Source organism: Paracidovorax sp. MALMAid1276, assembly GCF_049198005.1.
In the GTDB taxonomy this organism is placed as follows: Bacteria; Pseudomonadota; Gammaproteobacteria; order Burkholderiales; family Burkholderiaceae_C; genus Acidovorax.
Genome location: NZ_JBMIRS010000081.1, coordinates 1 through 19,462 on the forward strand (window position 1 = coordinate 1; position 19,462 = coordinate 19,462).

22 protein-coding genes are annotated in these 19,462 nt (G+C 67.1%); 12 read left to right on the top strand and 10 right to left on the bottom strand.

The genetic code is table 11. From position 1 onward, the window contains the following. Nucleotides 1-405 precede the first annotated feature (405 nt). Nucleotides 406-1,107, bottom strand: coding sequence for a hypothetical protein (locus tag ACOQFS_RS05095; protein WP_421561831.1), 702 nt, complete (start codon nucleotides 1,105-1,107; stop codon nucleotides 406-408). Nucleotides 1,108-1,169: 62 nt separating this feature from the next. Further along, nucleotides 1,170-1,802, bottom strand: coding sequence for a hypothetical protein (locus ACOQFS_RS05100; protein ID WP_421561832.1), 633 nt, complete (start codon nucleotides 1,800-1,802; stop codon nucleotides 1,170-1,172). Between the two features lie 70 nt (nucleotides 1,803-1,872). Here ACOQFS_RS05100 and ACOQFS_RS05105 point away from each other — a divergent pair, with 70 nt between their 5' ends. Next, nucleotides 1,873-3,477, top strand: coding sequence for an ABC transporter substrate-binding protein (locus tag ACOQFS_RS05105; RefSeq protein ID WP_421561833.1), 1,605 nt, complete (start codon nucleotides 1,873-1,875; stop codon nucleotides 3,475-3,477). 145 nt (nucleotides 3,478-3,622) lie between these two features. On the opposite strand, the gene ACOQFS_RS05110 is transcribed toward ACOQFS_RS05105, so the two are convergent. Next, nucleotides 3,623-4,312 carry an ArsR/SmtB family transcription factor gene (locus tag ACOQFS_RS05110; RefSeq protein WP_421561834.1) on the bottom strand — a complete coding sequence of 230 codons (690 nt, stop codon included), beginning with the start codon at nucleotides 4,310-4,312 and terminating at the stop codon, nucleotides 3,623-3,625. Nucleotides 4,313-4,394: 82 nt separating this feature from the next. Between ACOQFS_RS05110 and ACOQFS_RS05115 the strand changes: the two genes are divergently transcribed. Both ACOQFS_RS05115 and ACOQFS_RS05120 read left to right on the top strand, forming a co-directional pair. After that, nucleotides 4,395-4,739, top strand: a complete 345-nt coding sequence (locus ACOQFS_RS05115) for an NIPSNAP family protein (RefSeq protein WP_421561835.1) — start codon at nucleotides 4,395-4,397, stop codon at nucleotides 4,737-4,739. Then, nucleotides 4,736-5,080 carry an antibiotic biosynthesis monooxygenase family protein gene (locus ACOQFS_RS05120; protein WP_421561836.1) on the top strand — a complete coding sequence of 115 codons (345 nt, stop codon included), beginning with the start codon at nucleotides 4,736-4,738 and terminating at the stop codon, nucleotides 5,078-5,080. The genes ACOQFS_RS05115 and ACOQFS_RS05120 overlap by 4 nt, the downstream gene beginning before the upstream one ends. Nucleotides 5,081-5,091: 11 nt before the next feature. Here the strand turns inward: ACOQFS_RS05120 and ACOQFS_RS05125 are convergent, their stop codons facing one another. Both ACOQFS_RS05125 and ACOQFS_RS05130 read right to left on the bottom strand, forming a co-directional pair. Then, nucleotides 5,092-5,832, bottom strand: a complete 741-nt coding sequence (locus ACOQFS_RS05125; RefSeq protein WP_421561837.1) for a metallophosphoesterase family protein — start codon at nucleotides 5,830-5,832, stop codon at nucleotides 5,092-5,094. A gap of 179 nt (nucleotides 5,833-6,011) precedes the next feature. Beyond that, a complete protein-coding gene (locus ACOQFS_RS05130; protein ID WP_421561838.1) occupies nucleotides 6,012-7,436 on the bottom strand; it encodes an FAD-binding oxidoreductase in 1,425 nt (474 codons plus the stop codon). Nucleotides 7,437-7,623: 187 nt separating this feature from the next. Between ACOQFS_RS05130 and ACOQFS_RS05135 the strand changes: the two genes are divergently transcribed. Genes ACOQFS_RS05135 through ACOQFS_RS05155 form a run of 5 tightly spaced genes read left to right on the top strand, consistent with a single transcriptional unit; the run spans nucleotide 7,624 to nucleotide 11,384 of the window. Then, nucleotides 7,624-8,418 (top strand): GntR family transcriptional regulator, encoded by a 795-nt coding sequence (locus ACOQFS_RS05135; protein ID WP_421561839.1) that lies wholly within the window; start codon nucleotides 7,624-7,626, stop codon nucleotides 8,416-8,418. Beyond that, nucleotides 8,415-9,236 carry a transporter substrate-binding domain-containing protein gene (locus ACOQFS_RS05140; RefSeq protein ID WP_421561840.1) on the top strand — a complete coding sequence of 274 codons (822 nt, stop codon included), beginning with the start codon at nucleotides 8,415-8,417 and terminating at the stop codon, nucleotides 9,234-9,236. Before ACOQFS_RS05135 ends, ACOQFS_RS05140 begins: the two co-directional genes overlap by 4 nt. Before the next feature lie 38 nt (nucleotides 9,237-9,274). Further along, complete coding sequence (locus tag ACOQFS_RS05145) at nucleotides 9,275-9,949, top strand: amino acid ABC transporter permease (protein ID WP_421561841.1); 675 nt, start codon at nucleotides 9,275-9,277, stop codon at nucleotides 9,947-9,949. A gap of 6 nt (nucleotides 9,950-9,955) precedes the next feature. Further along, nucleotides 9,956-10,609, top strand: coding sequence for an amino acid ABC transporter permease (locus ACOQFS_RS05150; RefSeq protein ID WP_421561842.1), 654 nt, complete (start codon nucleotides 9,956-9,958; stop codon nucleotides 10,607-10,609). Next, nucleotides 10,593-11,384: an amino acid ABC transporter ATP-binding protein gene (locus ACOQFS_RS05155; RefSeq protein WP_421561843.1), complete on the top strand. Its 792-nt coding sequence runs from the start codon at nucleotides 10,593-10,595 to the stop codon at nucleotides 11,382-11,384. The genes ACOQFS_RS05150 and ACOQFS_RS05155 overlap by 17 nt, the downstream gene beginning before the upstream one ends. A 179-nt stretch (nucleotides 11,385-11,563) precedes the next feature. Here the strand turns inward: ACOQFS_RS05155 and ACOQFS_RS05160 are convergent, their stop codons facing one another. Continuing rightward, nucleotides 11,564-11,941: an EF-hand domain-containing protein gene (locus ACOQFS_RS05160; protein WP_421561844.1), complete on the bottom strand. Its 378-nt coding sequence runs from the start codon at nucleotides 11,939-11,941 to the stop codon at nucleotides 11,564-11,566. A 304-nt stretch (nucleotides 11,942-12,245) separates the two neighbouring features. Between ACOQFS_RS05160 and ACOQFS_RS05165 the strand changes: the two genes are divergently transcribed. Together ACOQFS_RS05165 and ACOQFS_RS05170 are read left to right on the top strand one after the other, a co-directional pair. Beyond that, nucleotides 12,246-12,686 (top strand): hypothetical protein, encoded by a 441-nt coding sequence (locus ACOQFS_RS05165; RefSeq protein ID WP_421561845.1) that lies wholly within the window; start codon nucleotides 12,246-12,248, stop codon nucleotides 12,684-12,686. A gap of 234 nt (nucleotides 12,687-12,920) precedes the next feature. Next, entirely contained in the window at nucleotides 12,921-13,493 is a 573-nt protein-coding gene (locus tag ACOQFS_RS05170) for a cob(I)yrinic acid a,c-diamide adenosyltransferase (RefSeq protein WP_421561846.1), read from the top strand. 22 nt (nucleotides 13,494-13,515) lie between these two features. On the opposite strand, the gene ACOQFS_RS05175 is transcribed toward ACOQFS_RS05170, so the two are convergent. The 4 genes from ACOQFS_RS05175 to ACOQFS_RS05190 form a co-directional block, all read right to left on the bottom strand. Then, on the bottom strand, nucleotides 13,516-14,355 hold the full coding sequence (locus tag ACOQFS_RS05175) for a GntR family transcriptional regulator (RefSeq protein ID WP_421561847.1): 840 nt from the start codon (nucleotides 14,353-14,355) through the stop codon (nucleotides 13,516-13,518). A 72-nt stretch (nucleotides 14,356-14,427) separates the two neighbouring features. Further along, nucleotides 14,428-15,654, bottom strand: a complete 1,227-nt coding sequence (locus tag ACOQFS_RS05180; RefSeq protein ID WP_421561848.1) for an amidase — start codon at nucleotides 15,652-15,654, stop codon at nucleotides 14,428-14,430. 10 nt (nucleotides 15,655-15,664) lie between these two features. Beyond that, nucleotides 15,665-16,576, bottom strand: a complete 912-nt coding sequence (locus tag ACOQFS_RS05185) for a polysaccharide deacetylase family protein (RefSeq protein WP_421561849.1) — start codon at nucleotides 16,574-16,576, stop codon at nucleotides 15,665-15,667. Further along, nucleotides 16,573-17,022, bottom strand: coding sequence for a nuclear transport factor 2 family protein (locus ACOQFS_RS05190; protein WP_421561850.1), 450 nt, complete (start codon nucleotides 17,020-17,022; stop codon nucleotides 16,573-16,575). Before ACOQFS_RS05190 ends, ACOQFS_RS05185 begins: the two co-directional genes overlap by 4 nt. Before the next feature lie 256 nt (nucleotides 17,023-17,278). Here ACOQFS_RS05190 and ACOQFS_RS05195 point away from each other — a divergent pair, with 256 nt between their 5' ends. Continuing rightward, entirely contained in the window at nucleotides 17,279-18,484 is a 1,206-nt protein-coding gene (locus tag ACOQFS_RS05195) for an ABC transporter substrate-binding protein (protein WP_421561851.1), read from the top strand. A 78-nt stretch (nucleotides 18,485-18,562) separates the two neighbouring features. Continuing rightward, nucleotides 18,563-19,441, top strand: coding sequence for a branched-chain amino acid ABC transporter permease (locus tag ACOQFS_RS05200; RefSeq protein WP_421561852.1), 879 nt, complete (start codon nucleotides 18,563-18,565; stop codon nucleotides 19,439-19,441). Nucleotides 19,442-19,462 lie beyond the last annotated feature (21 nt).

Sequence of the window (19,462 nt, forward strand, 5' to 3'; positions counted from 1 at the left end):
CCATCAAGCGTTGATAGCTATAAATTTAGTAGCTTGGCGCGGCAGCGGGCGTGTCCCGGTGCCCACGGTGTGGGGGGGTCATCCGTTCATCTTTGCGGCGCCGTTGCGCCCGTCTGCAGTCCAAAGCCGCATTTCGATGCGCACAGACTTCGCGCCCGCTGCGTCCCCCGGTCAAAGCGCGGCGCTGCCGCAGCGCCGGTCACGCTCATGGGCTGCGTGCAGACCGCCGGGCAGGCGCGGCGGCGATGGAGCAAGCGGTGGGGCGGGTGGGCGATGTGATGGGCGTGATCAACCTGCTGCAGGTGGGAACGGCGCGTGAGGGGGTGCGCTATCCAAGCTTGCACCGGTGAAGGGTCGTGCGCATTTGTGCGGATAAGCGCCGCAGTCCCCGGCGCGCCAAGGCTCCTAGACGAATAACGTGGACAGCAGGTGCACTGGCACTGGCAAACCGGGCGTGGCGTCCGTCGCTTCGAAGAAGTCCGGACCCTGTTGGGCTGGCCGGATGGACGAAAAAATAGGCGGAAACTGAGGCTGGCTGATGTGGTGCTTGGTCTTGCATTCGTCGCATGCATGCAGCTTGGGTAGAAATTGGCGGTTCTTGCGTGATCCCACCGGCCCCAGGGTGTCCCAGACGACGCGTGACGCTTCGGCAGACACCGGCTTGCAGTGATTGCGCCAATCCACATTCCCCATCACAGCCACGTAGAAGCCGAGAAGGTTGGACACCAGGTCTTCTTCGCTGAACCCGCTGTCTGTGAAGGCAGACAATGAAGCCTGGACATCTTCGAAGCCCATAGAAACCTCTTTGAAGATGGCCAGCGCCACTGAGCGCTGTGAGGCCAGCGGCAACCCCTTGCGGACGAAGTAGAACTTCATGAAGTCGCGCGAGAGGCCGAACTTGCGCATCCCCTGTCGGTACATCACCAGATGGTGGTCCGGACGCCCAGGGACTTGCAGGCCGCGCTCCAGCGATATGTCCTTCCACAGGTAGGCAGCGCTCGCGTGCCGGTTTGCCGGCTTTTCGACCGAAACCAGATGGCCTATATCTATCCAACCACAGTTGCATGTGTAGATCAGGCGGTTGGGGATGTCAGAGCGGGAAGACATGTTGGGGAGGCGTGTAGTTGGAGGAAACGGACTTTCCGGGGTGCCGGCCAAGTCCTGTGAGATCAGTCGAAATGGGTGATCTCAAAGCGGATGGATGGTGTGCCGGCATCACTGTCTTCGTAGGTTGCTAGCAAAACCAGATCGTGCGTCTTGGAGGTGTACGCCGCCTCACGGAGTCCGGGCGAAACGGCGTGCATATTGCTGGTAGCCTGCGCATCAGGCCCCGTGCCGACGGGTTGCACATTCAGCGCCTGCAGTTGCAGGTTCATCTGGTCCCAGACAGCGGTGACAGCTTCCGGTGGCACCTTGAAGCTCAGCTGCGATTGCGGTGCCTTATTTCCATCACCCACCGAGCCGAAATACTCGCGGCCCTGTGCGAAGTCGGGCACCTGAAGATCGCGAATCAACGAGGAGATTCCCAGGTAATACGCGGGCGAACCGGGTTGCGTTACATAGTCTTCCACTGCAAAGAGATAGCCCACCGTGGCTACCGCAGCCATGCCAACAACCGCAGTCATGGCAGCGGTCACTTGAAAGATGTTTCGAAGGGAATACATTGCCATTGGACGGCCGACGTCCAAGAGGTCGGCGCAAAAAACCAGACGATTCTGGCTTTGAAGCCCTGCGACACCGGTGTAAGAGTTGTAATGGGCCGTACGCCAGGCCTGCCAGTTGCATGCCGCCGCCCAGTCCAAGGGAATTCCTTATCAGCTCTGGGAGGAAGGTGTTGCACATTGCGTGCTCACAACAAACTTGGAGGTTCATATGCGATCGCGTTTCGCTCCTGCTTTCCACCTACCCGCCCCCGTGCTGGCTGTCGTTCTGGCGTGTCTTGTCCCCGCCACGGTATCGGCAAAACCATTCAAGTGGGCCGGCTCCAGCGACATCCAGACCATGGACATCCACTCGCAAAACAGTGCCCTGGGCAATGGCATCCACGCGGCGGTGTACGAGTCGCTGGTCATGTTCAACAGCCGCACACTGAAGGTCGAGCCCGTGCTGGCCACGTCCTGGCAGCAGGTCAGCCCTACGCAGGTGCGCTTCAAGTTGCGCCAGGGCGTGAAGTTCAGCGACGGCTCGGTGATGACGGCCGACGACGTGGTGTATTCGCTGCAGCGCGCGATGAGCAAGACCTCCACCTACTCCATCTACACGCAGGGCATGGACCGCATCGCCAAGGTGGACGGCGAGACCATCGACATCTTCCTGAAGAACCCCAACCCCGTGCTGCTCAACCAACTGACCGAGCTGCGCGTGATGAGCAAGGCCTGGGCCGAGAAAAACAATTCGGTCGAGCCCAAGGACATCAAGGCCAAGGAAGAGACCTTCTCGCACCGCAACGCGCTGGGCACCGGGCCTTTCGTGCTCAAGGAATGGGTGCCCGACCAGAAGATCGTGTTTGCCACCAACGCGCACTGGTGGAACGCGGGCAAGGCCGAAGGCAACGTCACCGAGATCACCTACCTGCCCATCAAGTCCGAGGCCACGCGCATCGCGGCGCTGCTGTCGGGCGAGGTGGACATGGTGCGCGACACCAGCCTGCAGGACCTGGCGCGCATCAAGGCCCATCCCGGCCTCAAGGTCATGGAGATGGTGGAGAACCGCACCGTGTACCTGGCGCTGGACCAGTTCCGCGACGAGCTGCCGGGCAGCAGCGTCAAGGGCAAGAACCCGCTCAAGGACCTGCGTGTGCGCAAGGCGCTGTACCAGGCCATCGACAGCGCCACGCTGCACCGCGTGACCATGCGCGGCATGTCCACGCCCACGGGCGCGCTGGTGCCGCCGCTGGTCAATGGCTGGACCGAGGCCGTGGACCAGCGCCTGCCGTTCGACGCGCAGGCCGCGAAGGATCTGCTCGCCCAGGCGGGCTATGCCGACGGCTTCGAGGTGGACTTTGCCTGCAGCAACAACGCCATCGTGCAGGACGAACAGCTGTGCCAGGCCATCACCGCCATGTGGTCGCGCGTGGGCGTGCGTGCCAAGCTGCGCACCTCGCCCGCCGTCAGCTACTACCCCATGGCGCAGCGGCACGAAGCCAGCATTGCGCTGCTCAGCTGGGGCGTGCCCACGTTCGATGCGCTCTACACCCTGCAGTCGCTCGCCCGCACCAAGACCACGGGCGGCGACGGCAACTACAACCTGGGCCGCTACAGCAATGAACGCATGGACTATGTGGTGGACCGCGTGAAGACCGAGACCGACCTGCCGGTGCGCAACCGCCTGCTGACCGAAGGCCTGCAGCTGCAGAACGACACCGTGGCCCACATCCCCCTGCACAACCAGATGCTGGCCTGGGCCATGAAGAAGAACGTGGAGCTGGTGCAACGCACCGACAACCGCATCGACTGGCGGCTGATCAAGATGAATTGAAGCCCCCCCCTGAGTCGCTGCGCGCCTTCCCCCCCTGGGGGACGCCGCCCGTGCGGCGGGGCGGCCCTTGCACGGCGGCCCTGGCCTGAGGCCGCGCCTATCGCTGGCGCTGCGGTGACTGGGTCAGGCCTCAGGTTGGCGCATGCTAGGCGCCGTGCCCCGCCAGCCACTCGCGCAGTGCCAGCTCACCCCGGGGCGTGAAGCGCACCACGCGTGAACCGGCCGCGCGCTCCGCCCAGCCGCCCTCCAGCAGGCGCTGGAACAGCGCTGCGCCCAGCGCGCCGCCCAGGTGGTGGCGCCGCTCGCTCCAGTCCAGGCAGGGGCGGCACAGCGTGCGTCGCTGCTGTGCGAGGCGCGAGGTGTCGATGCCCACCGTGCTGAACCACTGCGCGCCCGCTGCGGTCAACTCCGTGCCGTGCGCTGTGGCCTGCACCAGGCCGTTGTGCAGCAACGCCTCATAGAACTGCACACCCACCTCACCCGCCAGGTGGTCATAGCACACGCGCGCGCGGCGCAGGGCGGGCTCGCGCGGGCTGGCACGCAGGCGCACGGCACCCGAGCGAAAAGCCACATTCATCAGCGATTCCAGCAACTGCGCCACATCGCGGTCGGCCAAGCGGAAGTAGCGGTGCCGGCCCTGGCTCTCCACCGCCAGCAAACCGGCATCCAGCAACTTGGCGAGGTGCGCGCTGATGGTTTGTTTGGTCACTCCCGCCACATCGGCCAGCTCGGTCGCCGTGAGCGCGCGGTCGGCCATCAGGGCCGTGAGGACTTCAGCGCGCGCGCTGTCGCCGATGAGCGCCGCAATGCGCGCGATGTGGGGTCCGTCTTTCATGGTTCGATCTTGGGCGAACTATCGAGGTGCGTCAAGCGCCTATCGTGGAGGCCTTCTCTTTCACCACCGGTTTGACGACACCATGATCACCTGCTTCATCCGCTACGAAATCGACCCCTTCCAGCGCGACCTGTTCGCCGAATACGCACGCCGCTGGGGCCAGATCATCCCCCGCTGCGGCGGCCACCTGCTGGGCTACTTCCTGCCGCACGAAGGCAGCAACTACGAAGCCTGGGGCCTGATCGGCTTTGAATCGCTGGCCTCCTACGAGGCCTACCGCGCGCGCCTGCGCACCGACCCCGAGGGCCGCGCCAACTTTGCGCTGGCGCAGGAAAAGCGCTTCATCCTGCGCGAGGAGCGCACCTTCACCCAGGGGGTGGAGGGCACGCTGGGCCTGCCGGCGCACCCGCAGGAGGCCACCGCATGATGGCCGTGATCTTCGAGGTGACGCCCGCGCCCGGCCAGCGCGGCGCCTACCTGGATGCCGCGGCCGCGCTCAAGCCGCTGCTGGCGCAGATCGATGGCTTCATCTCCATCGAGCGCTTTGAAAGCCTGAGCGAGCCCGGCAAGCTGCTGTCGCTGTCGTTCTGGCGCGATGAAGATGCCGTGGCGCGGTGGCGCCAGCAGGAGGCGCACCGCACCACCCAGTCGGCCGGGCGCCATCACGTCTTTGCCGACTACCGGCTGCGCGTGGCGGCCGTGGTGCGCGACTATGGGATGAACGACCGGGCGCAGGCGCCCGGTGATTCGCGGGCGGTGCATGGTTGAAAAAGGCGGAGTCAGCTGGGCATCCGTCCGGTGCGCAGGGCGTGCGCCCACCCGGGCCGGCCGTTGCGATCCGCCAGGAGCGCCATGGATTCATGGTCATAGGGCACCGAGTGGTGCCGCACTTGCCAGCCGTTATCAGCGCGCTCCGCGATGGCGTACCGTGCATCGGGCGTGCCGTTTTCCACCTTGTGGGCCACGGGGTGATCGTCGTCGTAGGCCTGCAGGCCCACGCTGCCGGGGTTGACCAGCAGCACGCCCGCCCCCAGCCGCACCTGGCGAGGCACATGCGTGTGGCCGCAGGCGATCAGCGGCGCGTATTGGCCCGACAGCCGTTCGTCGATCTCGGCCGGGGTGGCCGCGCGCACCGTGGAGCCGTCCAGCGTTTCGAGCAGGTATTCGTGATCGCTGCGCGGCGTGCCGTGGCACAGCAGCACGTCGTCGTCCAGGCGCAGGGTGTGGGTCAGGCTGCGCATCCAGGCGAACTCCGCTTGCGTGAGCTGGCTGTGCGCGTACTGGTCCGATGCGCCACCGTGGCCCGGGCGCAGCTGCAGCACCTGGCGCTCGTGGTTGCCAGCCAGCGACAGCCAGTCCGACGCCATGAGCCATTGCGCCGTCTCGCGCGGCAGCAAAGGGCCGGAAAGGTTGTCGCCCAGGTTCACCACCCTGTCCGCCCCCTGGCTGCGAATGTCGGCCGCCACGGCTTCAAGGGCCGCGAGGTTGCCGTGGATGTCGGAAACGATGGCGATGCGCATGGGCGTGGAACTCGACGTCGGCCCCCCACCACGGGACCGCATAACTCCCGTGTCTCAGGGCCTCGGATATGAATAAAAAAGCGCCTAACCGCTTGCTGGTAAAAGGTTTTTAGCTATCAATTTGATGGCTAATCAAACCAGCCCGGCGCTGGGCCACAGACACCATGGCCGGCCCTGGCTCACAGCGCAAAAATCTTCCCCGGGTTCAGGATGTTCTTCGGGTCCAGCGCGCGTTTGATGGCGCGCATCATGTCCACCGCGCCCGCGCCGGTTTCGTCCAGCAAAAAGCCCATCTTGTGCACGCCCACGCCGTGTTCGCCGGTGCAGGTGCCGCCCATGCTCAGGGCCCGGGCCACCAGGGTGTGGTTCATGGCCTCCGCCTGGGCGCGTTCTTCGGCGCTGTTGGGGTCGATCAGGTAGCCGAAGTGGAAGTTGCCGTCGCCCACGTGGCCGACGAGGAAGTAAGGGATGCCGCTGGCTTCCACCTCGTCCACCGATTCAAGCAGGCAGTCGGCCAGGCGGCTGATGGGCACGCAGGTGTCGGTGCTGATGGCGCGGCAGCCGGGGCGGCTTTGCACGGCAGCGAAGTAGGCGTTGTGCCGGGCGGTCCACAGGCGGGTGCGCTCCTCAGGGGTGCTGGCCCATTCAAAGGCCTGGCCGCCAAACTCGCTGGCGATGTCCTGCACCATCTCGGCCTGCTCCTTCACGCTGGCGGGCGAGCCGTGGAACTCCATCAGCAGCATGGGCTCTTCCCGCAGGCCCAGCTTGCTGTGGGCGTTCACCATGCGCACCGTGTGGTGGTCGATCAGTTCCACGCGGGCGATGGGCACCCCCAGCTGGATGGTCTGGATGGTGGTGCGCACCGCCGCCTCGATGCTGGGGAAGGAGCAGATGGCGGCGCTCACGGCTTCGGGCAGGGGGTACAGGCGCACGGTGATCTCGGTCATGATGCCCAGCGTGCCCTCGCTGCCCACCATCAGGCGGGTCAGGTCATAGCCCGCGCTGCTCTTCTTGGCGCGGGTGCCGGTGTGGATGACCTCGCCGCTGGCCGTGACCACTTCCAGCGCCAGCACGTTCTCGCGCATGGTGCCGTAGCGCACGGCATTGGTGCCGCTCGCGCGCGTGGCGCACATGCCGCCAATGCTGGCGTCGGCGCCGGGGTCGATGGGGAAGAACAGGCCGGTGTCCTTGATGGCGTCGTTCAAGGCCTTGCGCGTGATGCCGGGCTGCACAGTGACGGTCAGGTCTTCGGCGTTCACTATCAGCACTTTGTTCATGCGGCTCACGTCGATGCTGATGCCGCCCTGCACGGCCAGCAGGTGGCCTTCGAGCGACGAGCCCGCGCCATAGGGGATCACAGGCACCTCGTACTGGCTGGCCAGCTTCACGGCGTCGGCCACGTCCTGCGTGCTCTCGGCGAACACCACGGCGCTGGGTGGCGGCGCCTGCAGCGAGCCCTCGTCGCGCCCGTGCTGCTCGCGCACGGCCTGGGCCAGGGAGCACTGCGCGCCAAAGCGCTGCTGCAGCGCATCGATCAGGGCCTGGGGCACGTCGCGCAGGTGGATTTCGGGCAGCAGGTGGGCGGCGGCGGTGGGGGCGTTCATGGGGTGTCTCCTGGGGGGCGGTCGAAAAGAATAACACCGGGCATTGCCGGGCGCCATGGCAGGGGTCAGGCTGGTGCAAGCGTTGCGCTTGCGGTGCGCAGCGTCCGGGTGGGATGCCGCCGTGTGCGCCACGGTGGTGCATCGGGCTTGTATACCAGTTGGCACGGAACCTGCTCTGCCTTGGGGGATGACCACCGCCACAGAAATCAGCAACCGCATCATCGAAGCCGTGATGGCGCAAAAGCTTGCTCCCGGCTCGCGCCTGGGCGAGCAGCAGCTGGCCATGCTGTTCGACTGCAGCCGCACCATCGTGCGCGAGGCGCTGACGCGGCTGGCCACGCGCGGCATCGTCACCGTCAGCGCGCGGCGCGGCTGGTATGTGATCGAGCCGTCCGAGGACGAGGCGCGCGAGGCCTTCGAGGCCCGCCGCGTGATCGAGCTGGGCCTGCTGCACCAGCTCAAGGCGGTGGACAAGGCCGCCGTGCGCCAGCTCAAGAGCCATCTGCAGCGCGAGAAAGCCGCGCTGGCCGGCAGCGACGTGGGCGCGCGCAGCTTTCTGCTGGGCGACTTCCACGTGTGCCTGGCCGAATGCCTGGGCAACAGCCTGCTGGCCGACACGCTGCGCGACTTCACCGCGCGCACCACGCTGATCGCCATGCTGTACCAGTCGTCGCACGATGCGGCGCAAAGCTGCGAAGACCACGTGCGCATCGTCGATGCGCTGGAGGCCGGCGACATCGCCCGCGCCGAAGCGCTGATGGCCGAGCACATCGGCACCGTGCAGTCGGCCCTGCGCCTGCAGGCCAGCAGCGACCCGCTGGCGGGGCTGCGCAATGCCCTGGCGCCGGTGCACAAGAGCCCTGCACAAGCCAGTTCACCAGCCCGCGCGCGGAAGTCCCGCGCCACCAAGAGTTCCACCCCCCCAGCGTCTAACCCAGACGCGCCTGCCGACGCATCCACCTACCTAGGAGCCCTGCTATGACCACCGTCCGCACCGTCACCTCGTCCACCCGCCGCCTGACCCTGAGCATGCTGGCCGCCGCCGGCCTCGCGGCCGCCCTGGTGGCCCCGGCCGCCCACGCGCAGAACGCGCTGGACAACATCCTGAAGGCCAAGGAAATCAAGATCGCCATCCCCACCGATTACCCGCCCTACGGCTTCGTCGGCACCGACCTCAAGCCCCAGGGCCTGGACGTGGAGATGGCCAACTACATCGGCGCCAAGCTGGGCGTGAAGGTCGAGTTGATTCCCGTCACCAGCGCCAACCGCATTCCCTACCTGCAGACGCAGAAGGCCGACCTGGTGATCTCCACGCTGGGCAAGAATGCCGAACGCGAGAAGGTGATTGATTTCACCGCCGCCTACGCCCCCTTCTTCCAGGCGGTGTTTGCGAGCAAGAGCCTGAACATCAAGAGCTTTGCCGACCTGGCCGGCAAGACGGTGGCCGTGACCCGCGGCGCGATGGAAGACCAGGAACTGGCCAAGGTGGCGCCTCCTGGCGTGGACGTGAAGCGCTTTGAAGACCATGCGGCCAGCATCTCGGCCTTCGTGTCGGGCCAGACGCAGGCCATTGCCACCAGCGCGTCCACCGCCGGCACCATCATGGTGAAGAACCCCAACCTGCAGACCGAATACAAGCTGCTGCTCAAGGACAGCCCCAACTTCATCGGCGTGGCCAAGGGCGAGGACAAGCTGCGCGCCAAGGTCAACGAGATCATTGCCGAGGCCAAGAAAGCCGGCGACATCGACAAGATGTCGCAGAAGTGGCTGGGCCGCCCGGCCGGCGACCTGCCGCTGTGATCTGCGCGCCGCACTGAGCCCTGACCGGACCGACTCCGATGCTGATCCAGCTTGATTTCTCTGCCGTGCTGGCCGCGTGGCCGCTGCTGCTGCGTGGCGTGGCCTGGACCATCGGGCTCACGGTGGTGGGCACCACGCTGGGCCTGCTGCTGGGCACCGCCTGCGCCTGGGCCCGCGCGCGCAACCTGGGCCACCGGCCCGCGCCCTTGCGCGCGGCGGTGGCGGCCTATGTGGAGCTGATCCGCAACACGCCGTTCATCGTGCAGCTGTTCTTCCTGTTCTTCGGCCTGCCGGCGCTGGGCGTCAAGCTGTCGCCGGAGCTGGCCTCGGTGCTGGCCATGGTGGTCAACCTGGGCGCGTATTCGGCCGAGATCATCCGCGCCGGCATCGAGGCCACGCCCCGCGGCCAGATCGAGGCGGCCGAGAGCCTGGCGCTCACGCCCGGACAGACCTTCCGCCGCGTGGTGCTGCCTCCCGCGCTGATCAAGGTGTGGCCGGCCATGGTCAGCCAGATCATCATCGTGATGCTGGGCTCGGCCGTGTGCGGGCAGATCTCCACGCCCGAGCTGAGCTACGCCGCGAACCTGATCTCCAGCAACACCTTCCGCGCGTTCGAGGCCTTCATCCTCGCGACGGCCGTGTACCTGGTGCTGTCCATGCTCACCCGCCGGCTGCTGATGTGGGTGGGTGGGCGCTTTCTGATTGGAAGGTAGGCTGAGATGGTCGAGTTTTCCTTGTGGGACATCCTGCGCAACCTGCTGATGGCGGCGCGCTGGACGGTCACGCTGTCGCTGATCGCCTTCATCGGCGGCGGCCTGGTGGGCCTGGTGCTGCTGGTGCTGCGCCTGTCGGGCGTGCGCGGCGTGGACCGCGCGGTGGCCGGCTACGTGCAGGTATTCCAGGGCACGCCGCTGCTGATGCAGCTCTTTCTGGCGTACTTCGGCATTGCGCTGTTCGGCATCAAGACCTCGCCCTGGACGGCGGCGGCCGTGGCGCTCACGCTGTATACCAGCGCCTACCTCACCGAGATCTGGCGCGGCTGCGTGGCGGCCATTCCCAAAGGCCAGTGGGAGGCCGCGCAGAGCCTCGCGCTGAGCTTTTACGAGCAGCTGCGCCATGTGGTGCTGCCCCAGGCGCTGCGCATCGCCGTGCCGCCCACGGTGGGCTTTCTGGTGCAGGTGATCAAGGGCACGGCGCTGGCGTCGGTGATCGGCTTCGTGGAGCTGACCAAGGCCGGCAGCATGATCTCCAACGCCACCTACCAGCCCTTCCTGGTCTACGCCTGCGTGGCGCTGCTGTATTTTTCACTGTGCTTTCCGGTGAGCCTGATCGCGCAGTCGCTTGAAAGGAAACTCCATGGCCCCCGCCGCTGACACCGCGCCGCTCCCGGCGGCTGCGACCAACGCCCCTGCGCGTCCCATCGTCGACATCACCGCACTGCGCAAGTCCTACGGCAGTACCGAAGTGCTCAAGGGCATCGACCTGCAAGTGCGGCGCGGCGAGGTGGTCGCCATCATCGGCAAGAGCGGCTCGGGTAAGAGCACGCTGCTGCGCTGCATCAACGGGCTAGAGGTGTTCCAGGACGGCGCCTTGAGCGTGAACGGCCAGAAGCTGCGCCACGAGAGCCCCGCTGCGATGCGCGAGCTGCGTCAGCAGGTGGGCATGATTTTTCAGGGCTTCAACCTGTTTCCGCACCTGAGCGTGGGCCGCAACATCATGCTGGCGCCCACGCTGGTCAAGGCGCGCGATGCAGCGACGGCTGCGGCGCAGGCGCGCAAGCTGCTCGACCGGGTGGGTCTGGCCGAAAAGTTCGACGCCATGCCCGACCAGCTCTCGGGCGGCCAGCAGCAGCGCGTGGCCATTGCCCGCGCGCTGGCGATGGAGCCGCAGGTGCTGCTCTGCGACGAGATCACCTCGGCGCTGGACCCCGAACTGGTGGGCGAGGTGTTGCGCGTGGTGGAGTCGCTGGCGCTGGAGGGCATGACGCTGATGATGGTCACGCACGAGATGGCGTTCGCGCGCAAGGTGAGCGACCGCGTCATCTTCATGCACCAGGGCCGGGTGCACGAGGCGGGGCCGCCAGCCGAAGTGTTCGGCCAGCCGAAAACGCCGGAGCTGCAGCAGTTCCTGTCGTCGCTGCACGACTGACGCAGGGGGAGGGCCCGTGTGGGAGGGCCCGCGCGCATGCGTTGACAACGCACAAGGGCCTGTGCATGCCCTGGAGTTCCAGCATGCACAGGCCCGCGGGCGCCAGCGGCCCGCATCAAAAGGGGTTCAACGCGCTTGCGGTATGGCGTCCGGTCAAGCGCGGGCTTACCCCGAGAGGGTCAGGAGTTCGCGCCTTTCTCAAATTCTTCGCGGGACAGCATCCCGCTCTTGTCGGTGTCCAGCTCCTTGAATCGCTGGCCGATGGCAGGCAGCTTGGCGGCCTCTTGCGCGCTGAGCTGCCCATCCTTGTTGGTGTCCGCGCGGTCGAAGGCCATGCTGGCCGACTGGGGCGAAGCGGAACCACCGATCACGAATTTGGAGCTTTCTGCGGCCGGTGCTGATTTTTCGGTCGGTCCGAACGCGGGGGCGGAAGAAGAGGAGGAGGAGGAAGTTTGGCCCTGCGCGTGCAGGGCGCCGGCTCCAGAGAGGGAGATGGCGGCAAAAAGCATCACGCTGCGCGTATCGAAGCGGGTGCGTCGTTGCTGTGCTTGGGTCAAAGCAGAACTCCTTAGAAGTTGAACAGGACTGCATTGCACCGCAGCACGCCTGCCCGCGCCAGCAATCTTGCCGGCTGTTGCGCACACCAACATTTGCCAGCGCGGTGTAACCCGCAAAGCCGCCTTTGTGTAGGACCGTCCGCTGGTTGTAGCGGAACGTAAAGAAATCAGGCGGGAGAGGGACGACCGCCGTCACGGTGCATGTCCTACATCCCCGGCACGCATGGGCCAAAACAATGAAAACCACCACTTCGCTGGTTATTCATTTATCAAACCTTCGATCCATTCAATAAGGAGTTCATCCATGGTTAAGCACACCCTCATTGCCGCTCTCGCTACCGTCGCCTGTTCCGCAGCTCTGGCGCAGGCGCCGGCGCCTGTCACGGCACGCCCTGCGGCGGAAGTCAGCCCCATCAAGTCCGGCGGCGCGGCCGCAGCTGCTGCGCAAGCCAACGTGGACCAGCGCGCCGCCCAGAGCATGGCGACACCTGCCAACCCTGCCAAGGGAGACGGCAAGGCTGCACCGGTGGCAGAGATCAACCCCAGCGCAGCCGGTGGCAAGGCCGCTGCACATGCCGATGCCCGCGTGAATGCGCGTCTGATGGACAGCAACGGCGACGGCATGGTGTCGCGCGCCGAATGGGACGCCTATCACACGAGCGCGTGGAACAAGCTGCAGCCCACGGCGGCCGGCGTGTCCACGGCGGACATCGACCGCTTGAACCGCACGTCGATGACAAATTGATGCGGTGTGATGGACGCTGAGTGCGCCGTTGGGGCGCACGAAGCTCTCGCCCGCCAACACCGCGCCGCATAGTCGACAGAATCGCGACGAGCGCCTGCGCAAGCACGCCCCGCGGGCCCTGAATGGCCGCGGGGCGCGGTGCTTTCTGGGCCCTGGCGCACAATCTGCCCATACACAAGCGCACCGGTCACAGGCTGCATGGCGCTGTGACACCCCCCGAAGAGAACTATCCCCATGGGCAACCGACTCACACAGATCGCCACCCGCACCGGCGACGCCGGAACCACCGGCCTGGGCAACAACGAGCGCGTCTCCAAAGACAGCCTGCGCATCCACGCGATGGGCGATGTGGACGAGCTCAACTCCCACATCGGCCTGCTGCTGTGCGAGCGCTTGCCGGAGGGAGTGCGCGCGCTGCTCGTGGAAGTGCAGCACCAGCTGTTCAACCTGGGGGGCGAACTGTCGATCCCGGGCTTTGTGCTGCTCCAGCCTGAAGCGGTGCTGTCGCTCGACGAAGCGCTGGCCGAGCACAACGCGCAGCTGCCACGGCTGCAGGAATTCATCCTGCCCGCAGGCACCCGCGCCGCGTCGCAGGCGCACATCTGCCGCACCGTGGCACGCCGCGCCGAACGCGCCGTGGTGGCGCTGGGCAGCGCCGAGCCGCTGAACGACGCGCCCCGCCAGTACCTCAACCGCCTGTCGGACCTGATGTTCGTGCTGGCCCGCGTGCTCAACCGCCTGGATGGTGGCGACGACGTTTATTGGAAGAGCGAACGGTTGGCCCGGTCACAGGCCACCGACCGCTGAAAGGGGGCCTCTGGCGGGAGCGTCAGCCCATGCCCAGCATGCGCGCCAGGTTGTTGTCGCTGCGCGCCTGTTGCAGCGCAATGCTGTGTTCCAGCGCCTGCAGGTGCGCTTCCATTTCGCGGGCTGCGCCATCGGCATCGCCCCGCGCAATGCAGTCCACCACCCGAGCGTGTTCATCGTGCTCGCACGAGGCCTTGCCCGGTGGCTCGTACAGCGCCACGATCAGCGAACAGCGCGACACCAGTTCCATCAGATACCGCTGCAGCACCGGGTTGCGCGCCAGCTCGGCCAGGCGCAAGTGAAAGGCGCTGGCCAGCCGCGCCCACGCGGGCTGGGTGAAGCGGTGCATGGCCTCGTGCTCGGCCTCCAGCTGGCGGCGCAGCGAGACGATGTCCTCGCGCGTGGCGTGCCGGGTGGCCAGGCGCACGATGGCGCTTTCAAGTGCACGGCGCGCCTCGAAGACCTGGCGCGTCTCCTCGGGTGTGGGCTCGGCCACGATGGCGCCCCGATTGGGGCGCAGCGCCACGATGTGGTCGTGCGCCAGCGCCTGCAGCACCTTGCGCACGGTGGCACGGCGCACGCCGAACAGTTCGCACAGCGAGGCCTCGGGCAGCTTGGTGCCGGGCGTCAGGCGCTGCGTCATCACGCTCTCGTACACGGTGTTGTAGATGCGCGTTTCCACGTCGTCGCCCGTGCGCAGGCCCGGCAGGCCGGGCAGGTGGCTCTCCCGCAGAGGCGGCGCAGCCGCGCGGGGCTGCTTTGCGGCAGAGCGTGGCGGGGTTGCGGTTGCAGTTGCGACGGCAGCTGAAGTGGGGGCCTGTGCTGGCCTGTGGGTGGCGCGGGGAGGGGTTTTGGTGGCCATGGTGTTCGCCCGAAGCGCCAGCTGCTCGTTATCGCAAGGGCTGTCGGGTGTTGTTGCGCCGATTGTCGCGCGTCAGCAGCGTCCGTCCTGCAGCGCGTGCCAGGTTTGCACAGCCAGGCGGACCAGTTCCCGATCGCTGCCTGCGGGGCCGATGAGCGAGACACCCGCCGGCAGGCCGCTGGCCGCCACCCCGGGCAGGCTGACCTGCGGCAAGCCCGCCAGGCCCGCGATGCAGCAGATGCGCAGGGTGCGCATGCGGATGGCGTCGATCTCGGGTCCACCCGCGCTGCGCAGCGGTGCCACGCTGGCGGCCGAAGGCACGATCAAGACGGTGTTGTCACCCACGAGCGAACGCACCTGGGTGCGGGCCGCAAGTCCGGCGGTGCGTGCGGCCTCCGCCGCTTCGGTGGTCACCTGGGATGCCGCCTGCCAGCGGCCCGCAATCGCAGGCTCGAAGCCGGGCCCCGAGCGCGCGATCCAGTCGCCGTGGACCTGCCAGGCTTCGTGCGAGCCCCAGGTCACGTAGTGGCGGCGCCAGTCCTCCAGCGACGCGCCGGGGGCGGCCCGGCCCGCGCCGACTCCGCCTCGCAGCAGGCGCGACAAGGCCTTGCCCGCTTGCTGCGCCAGTGCCGCCAGTTCGGTGTCGGCCTCGGCCAGGGCGTCTTCGAGCAGCACCGCGCGTTCGGCCCGCCAGATTGAGGGCGCCAGCAGAGCCTGCGCCACCCGCTCGAAGACGGCGGGGTCATGCGCCAGCCAGGTGGCGGTGTCGAAGCTCGGGTGCAGCGGCACCAGGCCCTCGCGGGGCAGCAGGCCATGGGTGGTGCGCAGGCCCCACACCCCGCAGTAGCTGGCGGGCACGCGGGTGGAGCCACCCGTGTCCGTGCCCAGCGCAAAGTCGACGAGCCGCGCGGCCACAGCGGCGACCGAGCCGCTCGACGACCCCCCCGGAATGCGCTCGGGCGCGGCGCTGTTGAGCGGCATGCCGTAGTGCAGGTTGTGCCCGTGGATGCTGTAGGCCAGCTCGTCGGTGATGACCTTGCCGCACAGCGTGGCGCCCGCGTCGAGCACCTGCTGCACCAGTGCGCTGTGGCGCGTGGGCACCGGGTGGCTGGCCAGCCAGGCAGGGTTGCCGGCGCCCGTGGGGTGGCCGGCCACATCGAACACGTCCTTGGCGGCAAAGCGCAGGCCGGTCAGCGGGCCCTGCGGCGCGCCATTGAGCGTGAAATGTCCGTGTGGCACCCAGGCCTGCGCGGTGTCTGTGAAGGGCAACCCGGGGCGGGAAGGAGAAAGCGTGTGCATGGCGTTGCAATCAAACGGGGAAGAGGGCATCCACATGCGCGCAGAGGGCGCCGGGCGTGGTGAACCAGATGGCACCGGCATCGCGTGCGCGCGCCAGGTGTTCCAACGCGCGCCGCAGGTGGCGCAAGCGGTAGGGCTGGCCCACCAGATAAGGGTGCAGGGCAATGCCCATCACCAGAGGCTCCCCTGCGGATTGCTGCAGCATCTCGTCGAAATTGTCGACAATCATCTGCGCGAAATCCTTGCCGTCGAGCTGGCGCGCAATGATCATCGGAATGTCGTTGAGCTCCTGCGGGTAGGGCACGGACCACAGACGCTGGCCGCTGCGCGTGTGCATCGGCACGGGCTGGTCGTCATGCGCCCAGTTCAGGGTGTAGCGGTAGCCGGCCTCGGCCAGCAGGTCGGGCGTGATGGGGCTCTCCGAGATCCAGGGCGAGAGCCAGCCTGCGGGCACCGTGCCGCTCTCGGCGGCGATGCGCTCGCGGCAGGCGGCCAGCAGCGCGGCCTCCTGGCCTTCGGCAAAGTCGCCCTGGCGCTCGGCATTGGTGTGGCCGTGGCCGATCAGCTCGTCGCCGCGCGCCGCACAGGCCGCCAGCAACTCGGGGCAGTGGTCGTAGAGCGCGGTGTTCAAAATGCAGCCGGCCGGCAGGGCCAACTGGTCGAACAGTTCCAGGCAGCGCCAAGCGCCCACGCGGTTGCCATATTCGCGCCAGCTGTAGTTCAGCACGTCGGGTTCGGGCGATGCCGGGCCGATGCGCGCGCCCAGCCCGCCGCCAAAGGCGAAATGCTCCAGATTGAAGCCCAGGTACACGGCCAGGCGCGCGCCGTTCGGCCAGGTGTAGTCCGGCCGGCGGGTGATGGGGCTGTAGCCGAAGCGGCCGTGCGCGGGCAGCGGGCCGTCGCCATAGATGCGGGCCGTCATGCGTCGGCACCCTGGTTCGCCCAGGGCGCGGCCAGGCCGGCGCGCACCAGCAGCCACTCGGCGCTGTCGTTCCACACATCCATCTGCACGATCAGGCCGTTGCGCACCACGTAGCGGTCCACATAGCGGTTGCCCTCGAAGGGCGTTCCGTCGGGCCACGCGCCGTACAGCGTGCCGGTGTTGTAGACCACGGCCTCCTCGTGCGTGGCCCCGGCCACCACGTCGGTGCTCTCGAACTTCTTTTTCACCCAGGCATAGCGCGTGGCATTGAAGGCGCTGCACTCTGCCGGCTGGCGCATGGGGCGCCCGCCCGTGAAACGGATGGCCAGGTCGGGCGCCACAAAGCGGCTGGCGGCCACGGGGTCCGGAATCATTACGAGGCGCAGAAATTCTTCGACGATGGCGCCGGCGCTCTGGTGGGGTGGGGTGGTGGTGGACTGCTGCATGTTGGTGCTCCTGATTGCACCGCTGGGGTGCGCAATGCTGCGGATTGGGGCAAAAAGGCTGAAATGCCCTTGTGATTTGTTTGTCAGCAAAGCACGTGCCAGATTGTCGACAATTAAGTATCTGTAGCGTTATCAATTTTTACGGCTATTTGTCGACACTGGCATGGTGCTTGCTGGTGTCAGCGGTGTGGCGGCGAGAACCCGCCTTTGTTCCCCCCAACGTCCACCCGCAACAGCAACCGCAGGAGTACCCGCCATGGCATTCACCACCACCGCGACCACCACCAACCGTCGCCGCTTCACCGTCGCTACGCTGGCCACCGCTGCCGCATGGGCCGCCCTGGGCAGCGCCCATGCGGCCGAACCGATCAAGGTCGGCCTGGTCACGGCCTTGTCGGGCCAGTCCGCGCTGGCCGGCGAGGCCATCACCCGCGGCCTGAGCGTGGCCATCGACGAGATCAACGCCAAGGGCGGCCTGCTGGGCGGCCGCAAGCTCGAACTGGTGCGCCGCGACGACGAGGCCAACCCCGCCAAGGGCGTGACGGCCGCGCGCGAGCTGATCTACAAGGAAAAGGTGGCCGTGCTCTTCGGCGGGCTCGACACGCCCGTCTCCATCGCCATCGTGCAGCTGGCCAACCAGGAGAAGGTGCCCTTCATGGGCCCCTGGGCCGCCGGCACGCCGGTGACCAAGAACGGCGCCAAGCCCAACTTCGCCTTCCGCGTCTCGGCGGTGGACGAGATCGTGGACCGGGGCATGCTGGCCTACGCCCAGAAGACCTTCGGCGCCAAGAACCCAGGCATGATCCTGATCAACAACCCCTGGGGCGAATCGAATGAGAAGGGCCTGACCGCCGCGCTCAGCGCCAAGGGCATGAAGGCTGCCGGCATCGAGAAGTTCGGCGACAGCGACGTGGACGTGGTGCCCCAGCTCACGCGCCTGAAGGCTGCAGGCGCCGATGCGCTGTTCCTGGTGGGCAACGTGGGTCCCTCGGCCCAGGTGGTCAAGTCGCTGGACCGCATGGGCTGGCAGGTGCCCATCGTCTCGCACTGGGGCCCTGCGGGCGGCCGCTTTACCGAACTGGCCGGCCCCAACGCCAAGAACGTGCACTTCGTGCAGACCTACAGCTTCTTTGGCAAGCAGAGCCCGGTGGGCGAGAAGGTGGTGGCCGCGCTCAAGGCCAAGTACCCCGACATCAAGGGCCCCGACAACATCACCCCCGCCGTGGGCGTGGCCAATGCGTATGACGCCATGCAGCTCGCCGCCCTGGCCATCGCTCAGGCCGGCAGCACCGAGGGCGACGCCGTGCGCCAGGGCTTCTACAAGATCGGCAAGTACGAGGGCCTGATCAAGAGCTACGACAAGCCCTTCAACGAAGCCAACCACGATGCGCTGAGCGAGAACGACTATGTGTGGGCGCAGTTCATCGGCAACCGCATCCTGCCCGTCGGCCTCGAAAAATAAGCCCTGCACGCCTCGCGGTCCTGCTCCCCATGCGGCGCAGGGCCTCCTCTGCCTTTCCCCATTTCCTCGATCACCACGATGCTCTTTCTCTCCGCCCTCATCAGCGGCATCGGCCTGGGCAGCATGTACGGGCTCATGGCCCTGGGTTTTCACGTCACCTTCGTGGTCTCCGGCACCGTGAACTTCGCCCAGGGCAGTTCCATGATGCTGGGCGCCGTGCTCACCTATGGTTTCGCCATGGTGCTGGGCTGGCCCATGGCGCTGGCGGTGCTGCTGGCGCTGCTGCTGTGCGCGCTCTATGGCCTGGCCGTGGAGTTCTTCGCCGTGCGGCCGTTCGCGCGCCGCAACTCGGATGCCTGGCTCATGGCCACGGTGGCGCTGGGCATCGTGGTCGACAACCTGGCCATGTTCACCTTCGGCAAGGAGCCGCGCAGCCTGCCTTCGCCGCTGGCCCAGGCGCCGATGAAGCTGGGCGACATCGGGCTGGGCGTGTACCCGCTGCAGCTGCTCATCCCGGCCATCGGCCTGGTGCTGGCCGCCGTGCTGCACTTCGTGGCGCGGCGCACGCGCTGGGGCACGGCCATGCTGGCCGTGGTGCAGAACCGCGATGCCGCGCGGCTCATGGGCATTCCCATCGGGCGCGTGGTGGCCGCGGCCTTTGCGCTGTCGGCCGTGTTCGCGGGCATTGCGGGCGTGCTCATCGCCCCGCTGGTGAACGTGCAGTCCGACATGGGCACGCTGTTCGGCCTCAAGGCCTTTGCGGTGGCCATCCTGGGCGGCATCGGCAGCGCCTGGGGCGTGATGGCCGCCGGGCTGATCTTCGGCGTGGCCGAGGCGCTGATCACCGCCACGCTGGGCTCGGGCTACACGCAGATTCTCACTTTCTCGCTCGTCATCGTGGCGCTGGCCGTGCGCCCCAACGGGCTGTTCGGGCGTGCCCTGGTGCGCAAGGTATGACGACGACCTCCACCTTCCCCA